Source organism: Herbaspirillum sp. C7C2 (assembly GCF_022627865.1).
Taxonomy (GTDB): domain Bacteria; phylum Pseudomonadota; class Gammaproteobacteria; order Burkholderiales; family Burkholderiaceae_D; genus Herbaspirillum; species Herbaspirillum frisingense.
This window is the reverse complement of record NZ_JABXGI010000001.1, coordinates 1-16,511: the sequence shown is the minus strand read 5'-3', so window position 1 is coordinate 16,511 and position 16,511 is coordinate 1. Positions and strand designations below refer to the sequence as shown.

Below are 16,511 nucleotides of genomic sequence, written 5' to 3'. Positions count from 1 at the left end.
TCGTTGTCGTTGTTCGGGATCTCTGGTTCTGGTGGTGCGGTGGTGCTGCCGTAGGTGTGGCTGTAGGTGCGGCTGTAGGTGCGGCTGTAGGTGCGACCGGGTGGGGTCAAGGCGCGGCGTGCAGGCCGGCGATCACCTCTCCCTTGATGCGATAGGACTTGCCCCGGAACAGCGCGATCAACTTGCCGTCCTGGTTGTTCACGGTGATGTCGTAGACACCGGTGCGCCCGCTCAGCGAGCGTTCCTGCGCCTCGGCAGTCAGCACATCGTTGCGCAGGGCCGGCGCCACGTATTCGATGCTGCACCCCGATGCCACGGTGTTGAGGTTACGGCTGTTGCAGGCGAACGCAAAGCAGCTGTCGGCCAGTGCAAAGATGAAGCCGCCATGACAGGTGGCATGGCCGTTGAGCATGTCGCTGCGCACCAGCATGCTCATGCGTGCGCGGCCCGGCGCGATGTCCAGGATCTTCATGCCCAGTCCCTGGGAAGCGTTGTCGCGCGGGTACATGGCCTGGACCGTAGCCTCGGCCAGGGTTTGCGGGTCCGTCCCGGTGTCTGGGGTGCAGGTGGGAAGTGCGGTCTCATTCATGGAATTTCCTCTTCGCGGCTTGCAGGCGTTGCAGCAGCGGCGAGACGCGGTAGCGGTCTTCGCCATAGGTGGCGCTGAGCCGTTGCAGCACCTTGACCACGTTATCCACACCGATTGCATTGGCCCATTCCAGCGGTCCTCGCGGATAGTTCAAGCCCTTCTGCATGGCCATGTCGGCGTCGGCGGCGCTGCACACGCCCTGGTTGACGGCATCGGCGGCTTCGTTGATCAGCATGCAGACGGTGCGCATGACGATCATCCCCGGCACATCGTCCATCGGCGAGAGTGCGAAGCTGCAGGCCTGCAATACCCCGGCCACGGCCTGATAGGCGCGCGGGCTGCACTGGTCGGACCGGGTCACTGCCAGCCGGCTGGTGGTGGCATAGTCCAGCGCCAGGTCCACCAGCACCACGTCGGGCATGTCGTAGTCGTAGGATTGCTGGGTGGCGGTGCGCCCCTCGGTGACGTACAGCCGACCGGGGCCAGCCTTCAGGAGCAGGTTGTCGGCACGTGCCCCATGGTATTCAACATGGCCCTTCTTGTAGCGCTTCCGGATGACTTCCACCAGCGGATGGGAGCCGAAGATCTGCAGTGCCACCGGGGGCGTGCTGCAGGGCAGCTCGTCCTCGATCGGAGGCGGTACGTGCTCCGGACCGTGATGATAGAAACCGCGCCCGGTCTTGCGGCCGAGGTGGCCGGCGTGTACCAGTTCCTGCTGGATCAGCGACGGCGTGAAGCGCGGATCATTGAAGCAGGCCTGGAACACCGATTGGGTGACCGCGAAATTGATATCGTGGCCGATCAGGTCCATCAGCTCGAACGGCCCCATGCGAAAACCACCGGATTCGCGCATCACGGCATCGAGAGTGGCCGGCTGGGATGCCCGCTCATTGAGTACCCGCAGGCCTTCGGCGTAGTACGGACGGGCCAGGCGATTGACGATGAAGCCGGGTGTGGAACTGGCAAACACCGGCGTCTTGCCCCAGGCGAGGGCGGTGTCGTGCACGCATTGCACCACGGCGGCGTCGCTGGCCAGGCCGCGGATGACTTCCACCAGCTCCATCTGCGGCACCGGGTTGAAGAAATGCATGCCGATCAGGCGCTGCGGGTGGCGCAGCGAGGCAGCGATGCGCGTGATCGAGATCGACGAGGTATTGCTGGCCAGGATGCATTCCGGGCTGACGATGTCTTCCAGCTTGGCGAACAGTTCCTGCTTGGCCGGCAACTGCTCGACGATGGCTTCGATCACCAGCCCGGCACAGGCCAGTTCCCGCAGAGACGTGGCCGGGGCCAGGCAGTCATTGGCCTTCTCGGCCTGCTCCCTGGTGATCTTTCCCCGGCTGGCCAGGCGGTCCAGGCCGAGGCGGATGCTGGCGATGGCACGGGCGCAGGCACCTTCGCCGCTGTCGTAGATCAGCACGGGGTGCCCGGCGGTGGCCGCGACCTGGGCGATGCCGGCGCCCATGGTGCCGCCGCCGACCACGGCGATGGTGGTGTCCACCGGTAGCGCCCGCGCTCCCGGTGACGGTTGCGACTGGGGTACCAATCTCGACCGTTGCGTGACGCGTAAATATTTCGGTGTGCGTTCTGCCTCCATCTCACTGCCCCGTAAAGTGTGGCGCACGCTTTTCCTGGAAGGCGGCCACGCCCTCCCGGTAATCACGGCTATGGCCGAGGGTGCGCATGGTGTCTCGCTCCAGGTCCAGTTGCTGTTCCAGCGTGTGCGCCGGGCTACGGTACAGGGTGGCCTTGGTCGCGGCCAGACCCAGGGTAGGCGCGCTGGCGAAATGACGGGCCATGGCGCGGGCCTGTTCCATCAGCTGTGCATCGTCCACGCATTTCCAGATCAGCCCCCATTGCTCGGCCTGCTCGGCGCTGATCTTCTCGCCCAGCAGCGCCATGCCCATGGCGCGCGCGGTGCCGACCAGGCGCGGCAGGAAATAGGTGCCGCCGGTATCGGGGATGAGCCCCAGCTTGCAGAACACTTCGACGAAACTGGCCGAGCGTGCCGCGATCACGATATCGCAGGCCAGCGGCAGGTTGGCGCCGGCCCCTGCGGCTACGCCATTGACGGCGCAGATCACCGGGAAGCGCAGGGCGCGCAGCGATTTCACCAGCGGGGCGTAATACTGATCGATGGAGTGGCCCAGGTCGACGCCGGCGCTGCCTTCGTCACCGGGCTTGACGGCGCGGTCGCCCAGGTCCTGGCCGGCGCAGAAACCGCGTCCGGCGCCGGTCAGCAGCAGCACGCGCACCTCGGGATCGGCTTTCAGCTTGTCGATGGCCTCGCGCAGTTCCAGATGCATCGCCACCGTGAAGCTGTTGAGCTTGTCGGGACGATTGAGGGTGATGACGGCAACGCCGTCCTGTTTCTCGAAGAGAATGGTTTGATAGCTCATGGCATGGAGGGAGGAGGAATCAGTGGGCCCGGATCAGTTGTCCTGGTCGAAGTCCAGCAACAGCTTGTCGGTGACCGGGAAGGACTGGCAGCTCAGGACGAAGCCGCGGGCGATCTCGTAGTCTTCCAGCGCGTAGTTGGCGTCCATGTCGACATTGCCCTCCACCACCTTGCAGCGGCAGGTGGCGCACACGCCGCCCTTGCAGGAGTGGCGCAGGTCGATGCCGCTCTTGAGGCCCGCTTCCAGCACCGACTCCTTTTCCTTGTCCATGGTGAAGACATTGTGGGTGCCGTCCACGATCACCGTCACCTCGCACTGGCTGCTGCCGATCACCGGGCGCGCTGCGTGGTTGCGCGCCGGCACGCTGGCGGCGAACAGTTCGGTCTTGATCTGCGACTTTGGCAGACCGTGCGCTTCCAGCGATTCGCCGATGGCGTCCACCATCTGCTGCGGGCCACACAGGAAGGCGGCGTCGATATCGTCCAGCCTGATCCAGGACGCCAGGAAGGCATCACACTTGGCGCGGTCGATGCGGCCATTGAACAGTTCCACATCCTGCTGCTCGCGGCTCATCACGTAGACCACGTTCAGGCGGTCCAGGTAGCTGTCCTTGAGATCGCTCAGTTCGTCCTTGAAGATCACCGAGGACGACGCCCGGTTGGCATAGACCAGCGTGAACCGGCTGCGCGGCTCGGTCAGCAGGGTGGTCTTGATGATGGACATCATCGGCGTGATCCCGCTGCCGGCGGCAAAGGCCAGGTAGTGCTTGCGGTTGGCCGCATCCAGCGGCACATTGAACTGCCCCATGGGCGGCATGACCTCGATCTGCTGGCCGGCCTGCAGGTGGTCATTGGCCCAATTGGAAAACAGCCCGCCCGGTGCGCGCTTGATGGCCACCCGTAGGCGCCTTTCCTGCACGGCCGAACAGATCGAGTAGGAGCGGCGCAGTTCCTCGCCATTGACCTGCGAGCGCAGTGTCAGGTGCTGGCCCGGCAGGTAGGAAAAGCTGTCCTGCAATTCACCGGGAACGGCGAAGGAGACCACGATGGTGTCGCGCGTATCCTGCTTCACGCTGTCGATGGTCAGTGGATAGAATTTGCTCATGTTGTTGTGCCTTCTGTCATGTTCTGGGTGGGACCGGGTGCCACGCTGCGGTCCGGTTCAGTGGGCCTTGAAATAGTCGAATGGCTCACGGCAGTCCTTGCACTGGTACAGCGCCTTGCACGAGGTCGAACCGAACTGGCTCACGCACACGGTCTGCGTCGATCCGCAGTGCGGGCAGGGCACTTTCGGCGCGGCATGACGCTGCGGGCTGATACCGCCGATGTCGATCACCTGCTGTGCCGGCGGGGCAATGCCGTAGTGGTTCAGGTTGCGGCGGCCTTTCTCGCTCATCCAGTCGGTGTTCCAGGCTGGCGCCAGCTGGGTGCGCACGCTGACCTGGGCGACACCATGCTGTTGCAGCGTGCTCACGATGTCTGCGGCGATCACGCCCATGGCCGGGCAGGCGGAGTAGGTGGGCGTGATCACCACCGTGCAGTGCATCTGCTGCGCCGGGTCGTGCTGCAGTTCCACCGCACGCACGATGCCCAGGTCGACCACCGAGATCGCCGGGATCTCGGGATCGGCGATCTGGTCCAGCCAGTGCCAGATATGCGCTTGCAGCGCCTCCAGGTCGCTTTCCGCCTGTGCGGGAAGCGACCTGGCCTGGATTGCCGGGCTCACGCTCACCACGCCGCTCCGGGATAGCTGCGTTGCAGGAACTGCATTTCCGCCAGCAGGTAGCCGAGATGTTCGGTATGCCGGCCCTGCTTGCCACCGCTCTGCATCCACAGTCCGGCCGCCGGGATGCGCAGGGTGGCCAGCTGCAGGACCTCGGTCACATGCTGCTGCCACTTCTGCTGCAGTTCATCCAGGGCAGGCGCCAGGCCCTGTTGCTGCATCGCCGTGTCCAGCGCGTCGGGCGTGAACAGTTCGCCGGTGTACATCCACAGATCATCGATGGCGGCCTGCATGCGGCGGTGGCTTTCCTCGGTGCCATCACCCAGGCGGACCACCAGGTCCGTGCTACGGCGCACGTGGTAGGTCACTTCCTTCAAGCATTTCTGGGCGATCTCGACGATGCGGGCATCGTCGGACTGGCACAGGCCCTGCAGCAGGAAGTAGTGCCACACATCGAACAGGAACTGGCGCGCCAGCGTATCGGCATAGCTGCCGTTGGGCAGCTCCACCAGCAGCAGGTTGTGGAACTGGTGGGCGTCGCGCAGGAAGGCCAGCTGGTCTTCGCTGCGGCCCTGCCCCTCCAGCTCGCCGACGTAGCTCAGCCACAGGCGGGCCTGGCCGATCAGGTCCAGCGAGACGTTGATCAGGGCCATGTCCTCTTCCAGCGCCGGCCCCTTGCCGCACCATTCGGAGAGGCGTTGCGAGAGCACCAGGACGTTGTCGCCCAGGCGTCGCACGTAATCGGTTTTGCTTGTCATGTCGGGCTCCGGTTCAGAGGTTCTTCAGTTCGGCCGGCATGGGAAAGAAGGTCGGGTGGCGATAGACCTTGCTGTTGGACGGCTCGAACAGCGGCGCCTTGTCACCCGGGCTGGAGGAGACGATATCGGCGGCGCGCACCACCCAGATGCCCACGCCCTCGTTGCGGCGGGTGTAGACATCGCGGGCATTGTTGATGGCCATCTCGCCATCGGGGGCATGCAGGCTGCCGACGTGTTTATGGGCCAGACCGTGCTGGCTGCGGATGAAGACTTCCCAGAGAGGCCATTCCTTGCTCATGATCGATTTCCTTGTTGGCGGGCCGCGCAGGGGGCGGCCACTGGCATTGTTGTGAATTGAAGCGAAAGGGATTGAAATCGGACAACCGGCGGATCAGGCGGCCTTCCGGCTGGCCTGTTTGTCGGCGTGCGCTACCAGGGCATCGCGGAACCAGGCGCCGTCCTCGTAGGCCTGCCTGCGGGTGGACAGGCGCTCGCGGTTGCAGGGGCCATTGCCGCGCACGACGTTGTGGAATTCGTCCCAGTCGACCTGACCAAAGTCGTAGCGGCCGCGTTCTTCGTTCCACTTCAGGTCGGGGTCGGGCACGGTCAGGCCCAGGTATTCGATCTGCGGAATGGTCTGGTCGACCATGCGCTGGCGCAGTTCATCATTGGAGAACAGCTTGATGCGCCACTGCATCGATTGCGCGCTGTGCACCGAGGTCGCATCGGACGGGCCGAACATCATCAGTGCCGGCCACCACCAGCGGTTCAGCGCATCCTGCGCCATCTGCTTCTGCTCGGGGGTGCCACGACACAGCGCCAGCATGATGTCGTAGCCCTGGCGGGCGTGGAAGGATTCTTCCTTGCACACCCGCACCATGGCACGCGAATAGGGACCGAAGGAACAGCGGCACAGCGGAATCTGGTTGATGATGGCCGAGCCATCCACCAGCCAGCCGATGGCGCCCATGTCGGCCCAGTTCAGGGCCGGGTAGTTGAAGATGCTGGAATACTTGGCACGACCGGCGTGCAATTCGGCCAGCAGGTCTTCGCGGGAAACACCTAGGGTCTCGGCGGCGCTGTACAGGTACAGGCCATGGCCGGCCTCGTCCTGGATCTTGGCCAGCAGGATGGCCTTGCGTTGCAGCGTGGGCGCGCGCGTGACCCAGTTGCCCTCGGGCAGCTGGCCGACGATTTCCGAGTGCGCGTGCTGCGAGATCTGGCGTACCAGGGTCTTGCGATACGCCTCCGGCATCCAGTCCTTGGGCTCGATCTTGACGCCCGCATCGATGCGGGCCTGGAACGCCAGTTCTTCCGGCGACATCTCCTCGGCTTTGCGCACCTGGGTCAGGCCGGTGTCTACCATCTGTGCATACATGGTACTTCTCCGTGAAAGGGTTGCACGCTGAGCGACGGGCGAACGAGGTCCTGACCGCATCGGCCCGCTTCAGGTGGGTGAAACTGAAAAGCTAAAAAGCTAAAAAGCTAAAAAGCTGAAAAAACTGCTGAATCGAAAATCGGTAAAACTGTCCTGTCGCAACGCTACGCGCGCCTGGCGGCGATCAAGGGCTGGACCCGGGGCGCGGCAAGGGCTGGCCGGTTCTCCTCGATCTCGCTCAACGGGCTGACCTCGCGCAGACTGAGCAGGCTGCGCCGGGTCAGGTCGTGATACGTGCTGGTGCCGGTCTGCTTCCAGGCGATCTCCTCGGGCGAGAGTTCGCGCACCACCTTGGCCGGCAGGCCTGCCACCAGCGTGCGCAGCGGCACCTGCATGCCGGCCCGCACGAAGGCACAGGCCGCCACGATGGCCTGCTCGCCCACCACCGCCTCATCCATGACCACTGCGTTCATGCCTACCAGCGCGTCGCGTTGCACGGTGCAGCTGTGCAGCACCGCGCCGTGGCCGATATGGCCGTTTTCCCCGACCACGGTGTCGTGACCGGGAAAGCCGTGGATCACGCAGGTGTCCTGCACATTGGCGCCACGCTGCAGCACGATGCGACCGAAGTCGCCGCGCAGGCAGGCCGCCGGGCCGACATAGCAATCGGCACCGACGATGACGTCGCCGATCAATACCGCCGTGGGATGCACATAGGCCGTGGGGTGGACCACCGGAATCACATCTTCGATTGCATAGCTGGGCACCGCGTCTCCTTGTGCAGCGGCCCTTGCCGGGCTGCGCCGCCTTGTCGTTGCAGCGAAACTGGCTGGCTTGTCCGCTGCTTTCTTCCTGGCTGAAGGCGGGAAAAAAGCATTTGCCTGTCGCTGTTTTTTAGGGAATAATAATTTCGACCGACCGGTTGGTCAATAATGTTTTTGAAGTTTTTCCTGACCGGTATCGGAAAGTTCGGGATGCACCGATGATCGGGCAGGGCAGTTGGAGAGGTCGGACGCTGTGCTGGTTGCAGATGTTGCGTAGATGTTTCGTAAGAGTTTTGATTTACGGCACAATCATGACTTTGCGGAAATATCGAAGAGGACGCACTTATGCCACGCAAGCGTGCAGCGGGATACGACAACCAGCGCGAGACCATCATCGAACAGGCGGCAGCCTTGTTCGCGCGCAACGGTTTCGCCGGCACATCGATGAATGAAGTGGCACTGGCATGTGGCCTGTCCAAGGCCTCGCTGTATCACTACTACACCGACAAGCATCAACTGTTGATGACCATCTGCGAAGGCCATATCGACCGCCTGTGCGCTCTGGTCGATGAGGTGGCACAGCAGGACCTGCCCCCCGAGCCACGCCTGCGCCTGCTGATCCAGCGCTTCGTGGAGGAATACCGCGACGCCCAGAACGAGCACCGGGTACTGACCGAGGACGTGCGCTTCCTGGCGCCGGACGACCAGGAAAGCATCCTGGCCGGCGAACGCAAGGTGGTCAAGGCAGTGGCCGATGCCATGTGCGCGGTGCGCCCGGAGCTGGATCGCAGTCGCATGGCCAAGCCGCTGGCGATGCTTCTGTTCGGCATGATCAACTGGATGTTCATGTGGCTCAAGCCCGATGGCGAGCTGACCCATGAGCGCATGGCGGTGGTCGTGTCCGATCTGTTGTTCGGGGGTATCGGCGCCGTGGGCCTGGACGGCGCCCCCAGGAAGAAACGATGACGTGAGCCCTTGATCGGTCGCGTCATTGCAGGCATGCAACACCACAATGACAACACCATCAAGGAGACTCCATGCCGTACCGCTTGCCCTCTATTTGTCCACCTCGACTGCCGTTTTTCCGTCCGCTGTTTGCACTGGCCCTGGCCGGCTGCATGCACCTCGCCCACGCCGACATCAACGTCGGCGTCACCGTCTCCACCACCGGTCCGGCCGCCTCGCTGGGCATTCCGGAGAAGAACACCATCGCGCTGCTGCCGACCACCATCGCCGGGCAGAAGATCAACTACATCGTCCTCGATGACGCCTCCGACACCACGCAGGCGGTCAAGAATGCGCGCCGCTTCGTCACCGAAAACAATGTCGATGTCATCGTCGGTTCTTCCGTCAGCCCCAACTCGATCTCGATGATCGAGGTCGCCGCCGAAGCGCAGACGCCGATGATCTCGCTGGCCGCGGCCGCCCGCATCGTCGAGCCCATGGATGCCAAGAAGAAGTGGGTCTTCAAGACTCCGCAGAATGACATCATGATGTCGCTGGCCATCGCCCGTGACATGGTGGCGCGGGGCTATCAGCGTGTTGCCTTCATCGGCTACGCCAATGCCTACGGTGAAGGCTGGTACGAGGAATTCAAGAAGGCCGCCGGACTCAAGAAACTGGAGCTGGTGGCCAACGAACGCTTCGCTCCAACCGATACCTCGGCCACCGCACAAGCCCTGAAACTGGTGGCGGCCAAGCCGGATGCGATCCTCATCGCCGCCTCCGGCACACCGGCCGTGGTCCCGCAGCGTGCTCTCAAGGAGCGCGGCTTCAAGGGCCAGATCTACCAGACCCATGGCGTGGCCAATGCCGACTACCTGCGGGTGGGCGGCAAGATGCTGGACGGCACCCTGCTGCCGGCCGGCCCGGTGCTGGTGGCGGCGCAACTGCCGGCTACCAATCCCATCCGCAAGGTAGCGCTGGACTATACCGCCCGCTATGAGGCCGCCCACGGCAAGGACAGTGTCTCCCTCTTCGGCGGTTATGCCTGGGATGCCGGCGTGCTGCTGCAATCGGCCATTCCCGTGGCAATGAAGCGTGCCAAGCCCGGTACCCCGGAGTTCCGCGCCGCCCTGCGCGACGCGCTGGAAGCCACCCGTGAAGTGACCGGCGTACACGGCGTCTACAACATGTCGGCCAGCGACCACCTGGGTCTGGACCAGCGCGCCTCGGTGATGGTCAAGATCGTCGATGGCGCCTGGCAATACCAGCCCTGATCCGCTTTGCAGGTCGGCCTCTTCAGACCATTTGATTCCCATGCCGGCCATGCACCCGGGCTGACCTTCAGCCGGGTGCGCCAGCATCTTCACGTCTACAGGAGTTCCCATGACGGTACGTACACCGCAGCTACAGAGTTTCATTGCCGGCCGCTGGCTCGGCGAGAGTCCCGCCCAGATCTTGCACAGCGCCGTCAACGGCCGCGCCGTCGCAAGCACCCATGCCGAGGCGATCGACTTCGGTGAAGCACTGGATCATGCCCGCCAGCAGGGGCTGCCCGGCCTGCTGGCGCTGGACTTCCAGCAACGCGCCGCCCGCCTCAAGGCCCTGGCGAAATACCTGACCGAACACAAGGAGACGCTCTACGCCATCTCCGCCCACACCGGCGCCACCCGCGCCGATAGCTGGATCGACATCGAAGGCGGCAGCGGCACGCTGTTCACCTATGCCAGCATCGGCACCAATGAATTTCCGTCCTCCAACTTGCTGCATGAAGGTCCGGCCTTCGCGCTGGGCAAGCAGGGTCGCTTCGCCGGCAGTCACATCCTGGTACCGCGCGGCGGCGTAGCGGTGCATATCAATGCCTTCAACTTCCCGGTCTGGGGCATGCTGGAAAAATTCGCGCCAAGCTTCCTGGCGGGCATGCCCTGCATCGTCAAGCCGGCCACCGCCACCAGCTATCTGGCCGAGGCGGCAGTGCGGCTGATCCAGCAATCCGGCCTGCTGCCGACCGGCAGCCTGCAGCTGGTGATCGGCGGCACAGGCGACCTGCTGGATCGCCTGCAGCCGCAGGACGTGGTGACCTTCACCGGCTCGGCCGACACCGCCGCCCGCCTGCGCGTCCACCCCAATCTGGTTGCCAATGCCATTCCCTTCAACGCCGAGGCCGACTCGCTGAACTGCGCCATCCTTGGCCCGGATGTCGGCGCGGACGATGAAGAGTTCGAGCTCTTCGTCAAGGAAGTGGCGCGCGAGATGAGCACCAAGGCCGGCCAGAAATGCACCGCCATCCGGCGCGCCATCGTGCCGCGCCAGCAGGTCGATGCCGTGGCTGAACGGCTGGCAGCGCGGTTGCGCAAGATCGTGGTCGGCGACCCGGCGCTGGAGTCGGTGCGCATGGGGCCGCTGGCTTCCCGCGACCAGCAGCGCGATGTCGAGCAACGGTTGGCGCTGTTGAAGCAGGGCGGGGACATCCTGCTCGGTGCCGGCACGGCATTCCAGCCGCAGGGCGAGGATGTGGCCGAGGGCGCCTTCTTCGCGCCGACCCTGCTGCTGGCGCGCGACACCGCCGCCGGCAGCCCGGTGCATGAAGTGGAGGCCTTTGGCCCGGTCAGCACCCTGTTGCCCTACGACGACCTGGACGAAGCCCTGGCCCTGGCCGCCCGCGGACGCGGCAGCCTGGTGGCCAGCCTGGTTACGCGCACGCCCGCCGTGGCGGCGCGCGTCATTCCTGCGGCCGCCGCCTGGCATGGTCGCCTGCTGGTGTTGGATCGCGAATCGGCACCGGAATCCACCGGCCATGGATCACCCCTGCCGCAGCTCAAGCACGGTGGCCCCGGTCGTGCTGGTGGCGGCGAAGAACTGGGCGGGGCGCGGGCGGTCAAGCATTACCTGCAGCGCAGTGCGGTGCAGGGTTCGCCCACCATGCTGGCGGCGGTGGTCGGCGAGCATGTGCGCGGCGCCCAAGTCCGCGAATCGGACATCCACCCCTTCCGTCATTACTTCGAAGACCTGCAGATTGGCGATTCGCTGAGCACCCATCGACGCACCGTGACCGAGGCCGACATCGTGAATTTCGGCTGCCTCTCCGGTGACCATTTCTACATGCACTTCGACGACATCTCGGCACGCCAATCGCCCTTCGGCAAGCGCATCGCCCACGGCTACTTCGTGCTTTCGGCGGCAGCCGGGCTGTTCGTCTCGCCGGCACCCGGGCCGGTGCTGGCCAACTACGGGCTGGATACGCTGCGCTTCGTCAAGCCGGTCGGCATCGGCGACACCCTGCGCGCCCGCCTGACCTGCAAGCGCAAGATCGACCGCAACAAGAAGGACGCTAACGGCCAGGGCCAGGGCGTGGTGGCCTGGGATGTGGAAGTCAGCAACCAGGATGACGAACTGGTCGCGTCCTACGACATCCTGACCCTGGTGGCCAAGCGACCGGTGGCCGCATAGTCATATGACTGAACGGCTGGATGCCGGCAGTCATTGATTGCGTAAATGATATAAAAAATATAAACGGCTCGACGGAGCCGGAGACCTGCCCGGCCAGCCGCAGCCCGAACTGCGACGGCCGGCAGAACAGGAGGAGACAAATGGATGCAAGCATATTGACCGTGCTGGTGCAGGACGGCATCACCACCGGCGCCATCTATGCGCTGTTGTCGCTGGCGCTGGTGCTGGTGTTTTCGGTGACGCGGGTGATCTTCCTGCCGCAGGGCGAATTCGTCGCCTTCGGCGCCTTGACACTGGCGGCGATCCAGAATGGCCAGGCTCCCGGCACGGCCTTGCTGTTGCTGGCGCTGGGCGCCGTGACGCTGGCGGTGGAAGCCGGCAGCGCATTGCGCCTGCCGCAATCGCGTGCGCGCCTGCGGCGACGCTGGCCCTGGATGCTGGCCACGCAGGTACTGGTGCCGCTGCTGGTGGTCGCAATCACCCGTTACGTTGACCTGCAGACACTGGCCATGCCGCTGCAGATCCTGCTGGCACTGCTCATCGTGGTGCCGATGGGGCCGATGATCTATCGCGTGGCCTACCAGCCGCTGGCGCATTCCAGCGTGCTGGTGCTGTTGATCGTCTCGTTGGGTGTGCACCTGGCCATGGTCGGGCTGGGGCTATTGATGTTCGGGCCGGAAGGCAGCAACACCCGGCCCTTCACCGATCTGCAGTTCAACCTGGGCGAGAGTCCCGTGTCGGGACAGAGTGTGATCGTACTGGTGACGGTGGCGGCGCTGATCGCAGTGATCTATCTCTTCTTCGAACGTACGCTCACCGGCAAGGCCTTGCGTGCCACTGCCGTCAACCGGCTCGGCGCCAGGCTGGTGGGCGTGGGCATCAACCAGGCCGGCAAGCTGTCCTTTGCGATGGCGGCCGGCATCGGTGCGCTGTGCGGCATCCTGATCGCGCCCTTCACCATCGTCAATTACGAATCGGGTTTCATCATCGCCCTGAAAGGCTTCGTCGGCGCCATCTTCGGCGGACTGGCCAGCTATCCGCTGGCGGCACTGGGTGCGGTCTCGGTGGGCCTGGTCGAAAGCTTTTCCTCGTTCTGGGCCAGCTCGTTCAAGGAATTGATCGTCTTCACGGTCATCCTGCCCATCCTGCTGTGGCGGTCACTGACCAGCCACCACATCGACGAAGAAGCCTGAGGTCTCCACCATGCCATCCTTAATGACTCATCGCGCCGCTTTACCGGCGCTGTTCTTCGCCATCGTACTGGCCCTGCCGCAACTGGGCCTGCCGCCGTTCTGGGTGACCCTGCTGTCCTATGTCGGCCTGTATGCCATCGTCGCCCTGGGGCTGGTCTTGCTGACCGGCGTGGCCGGCCTGATCTCGTTCGGGCAGGCGGCCTTCGTCGGCATCGGCGCCTACACCACCGCCTATCTCACCACGCAATTCGGCCTCTCGCCCTGGGTCGGCCTGTTGGCCGGTATCGCCCTGACCGCCTGCTCGGCGCTGGTGATCGGCGCGCTGACCATGCGCATCTCCGGCCACTACCTTCCCTTGTCCACGATTGCCTGGGGGCTGTCGCTGTACTACCTGTTCGGCAATCTGGAGATGCTGGGCAAGCACGATGGCATCAATGGTATCCCCGCCATCAGCATCGGCAGCTTCGAGTTCGGCAACGGTGGCTCGATGTATCTGTTGATCTGGGGCGTGGTGATCCTGGCGCTGGTTTCGGTCGTCAACTTCCTCGACTCGCGCGCCGGTCGTGCGGTGCGGGCGCTCAAATATGGGTACGTCATGCCCGAGTCCATGGGTGTGGATACCGCCCGGCTGAAGATCGTCATCTTCGTCTATGCCGCCGTACTGGCGGGCATCTCGGGCTGGCTCTACGCGCATCTGCAACAGGCGGTCAATCCCACGCCCTTCGGACTGAAATACGGCATCGACTACCTGTTGATGGTGGTGGTGGGCGGTGCCGGCCATGTCTGGGGTGCGCTGTTGGGTGCGGGATTGCTGGCGGTGTTGAGCAACTTCCTGCAGGAGTGGCTGCCCGGCCTGTTGGGGAGCGGCGGCAACTTCGAAGCCATCGTCTTCGGCATTGCCCTGGTGATCTTCCTGCAGTTCGCCAACGAAGGCCTGTGGCCGCGCCTGCAGGCGCGCTTCGGCCAGCGCCGGGTGCGCAGCTTGCCGACCGGTTGCGCGCCGCTGGCGCAGTTGCCCAAGCCGCAGCGGGGAGAAGTCATCCTGCAGGTCGAATCGGCCCGCAAGCAGTTCGGCGGATTGGTGGCGGTCAACGATGTCAGCTTCGCGGTCAAGGCTGGCGAGATCGTCGGACTGATCGGGCCGAACGGCGCCGGCAAGTCGACCACCTTCAACCTCGTGACCGGTGTGTTGTCGATCACCAGCGGCAAGCTCGACTATCGCGGCCAGTCATTGGCGGGATTGTCGTCACGGGAAATCTGCAGTCGCGGCATCGCCCGCACCTTCCAGCATGTGCGCCTGGTGCCGGGCATGAGCGTGCTGGAGAACGCTGCCATGGGGGCCTTCCGTCGTGGTGAATATGCCCCGCAGCGCGGCATCCTCGCCAGCCTGGTGCGCGCCAATGCATCCGAGGAGGCGCGCATCCTGCAGGAAGCCCGCCACCAACTGGAGCGCGTTGGCCTGGGCAACATGCTGGACCGGCCTGCCGGCAGCTTGGCGCTGGGCCAGCAGCGCATTCTCGAAATCGCCCGTGCACTCTGCTGCGACCCCGCGCTGCTCCTGCTGGACGAACCCGCCGCCGGCCTGCGCCTGAAGGAGAAGCAAGCCCTGGCGGCGCTGCTGGACAAGCTGCGCGGCGAAGGCATGGCGGTGCTGCTGGTGGAGCATGACATGGACTTCGTCATGCAATTGACCGACCACATCGTGGTCATGGAATTCGGCACCAAGATTGCCGAGGGCACGCCGGCACAGATCCAGGTCCACCCTGCCGTGCTGGAAGCCTATCTCGGAGGAGCCCAATGATGACCGCCGCCACCATGAGCCTGCCGCTGCAGGAGCAGGCCGAAGTACGCACTGCCGTTGCCCCGGTCCTGCTGGAGGTCAGTGGCCTCTCGGCCCGCTATGGCAAGGTCGCCGCGCTGACCGATGCCGCGCTATCCCTGCGGGCCGGCCAGATCGTCACCGTCATCGGCCCCAACGGCGCCGGCAAGTCCACCCTGCTCAACGCCATGATGGGCGCGCTGCCCACGGGCGCCACGGCCAGTGGCAGGATCGTCTTCCAGGGCGAGGATGTGGGGCGGATGGAGATCGAAGAGCGCGTCGCACGCGGCCTCTCGCTGGTGCCGGAAAAGCGCGAACTGTTTGCCAGCATGACGGTGGAAGACAACCTGCTGCTGGGGGCCTACAAGCGTCGTCGCCATGGTGAAGCGGGCTATCTGGATCAGCAGGATTTCGTATACACCCTGTTCCCGCGCCTGAAGGAACGCCGCAAGCAGGCCGCCGGCACGCTCTCCGGCGGAGAACGCCAGATGCTCGCGGTAGGCCGAGCATTGATGGCCAAGCCGCAGGTGTTGATGCTGGATGAGCCCAGCCTGGGCCTGGCACCATTGGTGACGCGCGAGATTCTTGCCATCATCAGCCAGCTACGCAGCACTGGCGTGGCGACCTTGCTGGTGGAACAGAATGCGCGGGCGGCCTTGCAGGTGGCCGATTATGGCTATGTGCTGGAGATGGGGGAGATTGCCTGCGAAGGGGCGGCGGCGGTGCTGGGGGCGGATGGGCGGATTGTGGAGAGTTATCTGGGGGTGGGGAGGGGGTGAGCTTCGGGGGAGGGCGGCGTCAATAGTCGGTGGACGTGATTTACGGAATTTTCCCCCGCCAGGCGTTGGATACAAATTTGTCACGCAATCGCCTGGATGCCTTTCTTTTCCACTACGGTCAGCAGACGAAGAGCCGGGCCGCCTGGTTTCTTGACACCTCGCTCCCAGTCCGAGATCAGGTTCCTGCTCACATTCAGATAAAGGGCAAAGATGGGCTGCGACAGGCATTCACGCTCGCGCAGCGCACGGATGCGCTCGGGTGGCATGGCTTGTATCGGCGTCAGGCAGCTTTCGTCGAACGCGCGCATGGTCTGCTTGTCGATGGCACCGATGTCATGCAGGGCCTCCATCGTTTCATGGAGCGCCGCATAGGCTTGGCTACGGTATTTCTTGGTCATGATGGTCTATCTCCGTCAATTGCCCCTTGGCTATCAATGCGGCGAGCTGGTCTTCCGTCAGCCGGAGGATATGCTGCGCTGCTTTTTTGAACGCGACCTCTTCATCAGCATCGATGTTGTCGCGATCATTCTTGGCGAATCCGTACACAAAGAAGGCACGCTCCGCCGTGCGATACAGGATGATGGTGCGAAAACCTCCGGCCTTGCCGTGGCCGGTGCGTGCTACGCGTTGCTTGATGACGCTGTTGATTTGCTCGCAGAATTGACCCTCGCCATCTGACCCACTTTCCACTGCCTTCCGAAGGCAGCTACGCGGTCAT

General features: G+C 64.3%; 17 protein-coding genes. 6 read left to right on the top strand and 11 right to left on the bottom strand.

All coding sequences use genetic code 11. The features are described from left to right. Positions 1-106 precede the first annotated feature (106 nt). The 9 genes from paaI to HWE04_RS00045 all read right to left on the bottom strand — a co-directional run bounded on the left by paaI (position 107) and on the right by HWE04_RS00045 (position 7,613). Entirely contained in the window at positions 107-589 is a 483-nt protein-coding gene (gene paaI, locus HWE04_RS00085) for a hydroxyphenylacetyl-CoA thioesterase PaaI (protein WP_241811150.1), read from the bottom strand. Beyond that, positions 582-2,090 carry a 3-hydroxyacyl-CoA dehydrogenase gene (locus tag HWE04_RS00080; protein WP_342222428.1) on the bottom strand — a complete coding sequence of 503 codons (1,509 nt, stop codon included), beginning with the start codon at positions 2,088-2,090 and terminating at the stop codon, positions 582-584. Before HWE04_RS00080 ends, paaI begins: the two co-directional genes overlap by 8 nt. A gap of 97 nt (positions 2,091-2,187) precedes the next feature. Continuing rightward, positions 2,188-2,988, bottom strand: a complete 801-nt coding sequence (gene paaG, locus HWE04_RS00075) for a 2-(1,2-epoxy-1,2-dihydrophenyl)acetyl-CoA isomerase PaaG (RefSeq protein ID WP_006461543.1) — start codon at positions 2,986-2,988, stop codon at positions 2,188-2,190. Positions 2,989-3,021: 33 nt separating this feature from the next. Further along, a complete protein-coding gene (gene paaE / locus HWE04_RS00070) occupies positions 3,022-4,092 on the bottom strand; it encodes a 1,2-phenylacetyl-CoA epoxidase subunit PaaE (protein ID WP_241811149.1) in 1,071 nt (356 codons plus the stop codon). Between the two features lie 57 nt (positions 4,093-4,149). Then, complete coding sequence (paaD, locus tag HWE04_RS00065; protein WP_342222427.1) at positions 4,150-4,719, bottom strand: 1,2-phenylacetyl-CoA epoxidase subunit PaaD; 570 nt, start codon at positions 4,717-4,719, stop codon at positions 4,150-4,152. Then, positions 4,716-5,468 carry a 1,2-phenylacetyl-CoA epoxidase subunit PaaC gene (paaC, locus tag HWE04_RS00060; protein WP_241811148.1) on the bottom strand — a complete coding sequence of 251 codons (753 nt, stop codon included), beginning with the start codon at positions 5,466-5,468 and terminating at the stop codon, positions 4,716-4,718. Before paaC ends, paaD begins: the two co-directional genes overlap by 4 nt. Positions 5,469-5,481: 13 nt before the next feature. Beyond that, on the bottom strand, positions 5,482-5,766 hold the full coding sequence (paaB, locus tag HWE04_RS00055; RefSeq protein ID WP_006461548.1) for a 1,2-phenylacetyl-CoA epoxidase subunit PaaB: 285 nt from the start codon (positions 5,764-5,766) through the stop codon (positions 5,482-5,484). A gap of 93 nt (positions 5,767-5,859) precedes the next feature. Then, positions 5,860-6,846: a 1,2-phenylacetyl-CoA epoxidase subunit PaaA gene (gene paaA, locus HWE04_RS00050; protein WP_006461549.1), complete on the bottom strand. Its 987-nt coding sequence runs from the start codon at positions 6,844-6,846 to the stop codon at positions 5,860-5,862. 164 nt (positions 6,847-7,010) lie between these two features. Beyond that, positions 7,011-7,613, bottom strand: a complete 603-nt coding sequence (locus HWE04_RS00045) for a phenylacetic acid degradation protein PaaY (RefSeq protein ID WP_241811147.1) — start codon at positions 7,611-7,613, stop codon at positions 7,011-7,013. Positions 7,614-7,955: 342 nt separating this feature from the next. Between HWE04_RS00045 and HWE04_RS00040 the strand changes: the two genes are divergently transcribed. The 6 genes from HWE04_RS00040 (at position 7,956) to HWE04_RS00015 (ending at position 15,793) form a co-directional block, all read left to right on the top strand. After that, positions 7,956-8,576: a TetR/AcrR family transcriptional regulator gene (locus HWE04_RS00040; protein ID WP_241811146.1), complete on the top strand. Its 621-nt coding sequence runs from the start codon at positions 7,956-7,958 to the stop codon at positions 8,574-8,576. 107 nt (positions 8,577-8,683) lie between these two features. Further along, complete coding sequence (locus HWE04_RS00035; RefSeq protein ID WP_241811526.1) at positions 8,684-9,829, top strand: ABC transporter substrate-binding protein; 1,146 nt, start codon at positions 8,684-8,686, stop codon at positions 9,827-9,829. Between the two features lie 109 nt (positions 9,830-9,938). Then, positions 9,939-12,002 (top strand): phenylacetic acid degradation bifunctional protein PaaZ, encoded by a 2,064-nt coding sequence (gene paaZ, locus HWE04_RS00030; protein ID WP_241811145.1) that lies wholly within the window; start codon positions 9,939-9,941, stop codon positions 12,000-12,002. Between the two features lie 140 nt (positions 12,003-12,142). Next, complete coding sequence (locus tag HWE04_RS00025) at positions 12,143-13,195, top strand: branched-chain amino acid ABC transporter permease (RefSeq protein WP_241811144.1); 1,053 nt, start codon at positions 12,143-12,145, stop codon at positions 13,193-13,195. A gap of 22 nt (positions 13,196-13,217) precedes the next feature. Further along, entirely contained in the window at positions 13,218-14,996 is a 1,779-nt protein-coding gene (locus HWE04_RS00020; RefSeq protein WP_446719200.1) for a branched-chain amino acid ABC transporter ATP-binding protein/permease, read from the top strand. Next, positions 14,996-15,793 (top strand): ABC transporter ATP-binding protein, encoded by a 798-nt coding sequence (locus HWE04_RS00015; protein ID WP_241811525.1) that lies wholly within the window; start codon positions 14,996-14,998, stop codon positions 15,791-15,793. Before HWE04_RS00020 ends, HWE04_RS00015 begins: the two co-directional genes overlap by 1 nt. Before the next feature lie 80 nt (positions 15,794-15,873). Here HWE04_RS00015 and HWE04_RS00010 read toward each other — a convergent pair whose 3' ends face one another. Next, positions 15,874-16,191 carry a helix-turn-helix domain-containing protein gene (locus HWE04_RS00010; protein WP_006461557.1) on the bottom strand — a complete coding sequence of 106 codons (318 nt, stop codon included), beginning with the start codon at positions 16,189-16,191 and terminating at the stop codon, positions 15,874-15,876. After that, positions 16,172-16,483, bottom strand: a complete 312-nt coding sequence (locus HWE04_RS00005) for a type II toxin-antitoxin system RelE/ParE family toxin (protein WP_241811142.1) — start codon at positions 16,481-16,483, stop codon at positions 16,172-16,174. Before HWE04_RS00005 ends, HWE04_RS00010 begins: the two co-directional genes overlap by 20 nt. Between the last annotated feature and the right edge of the window lie 28 nt (positions 16,484-16,511).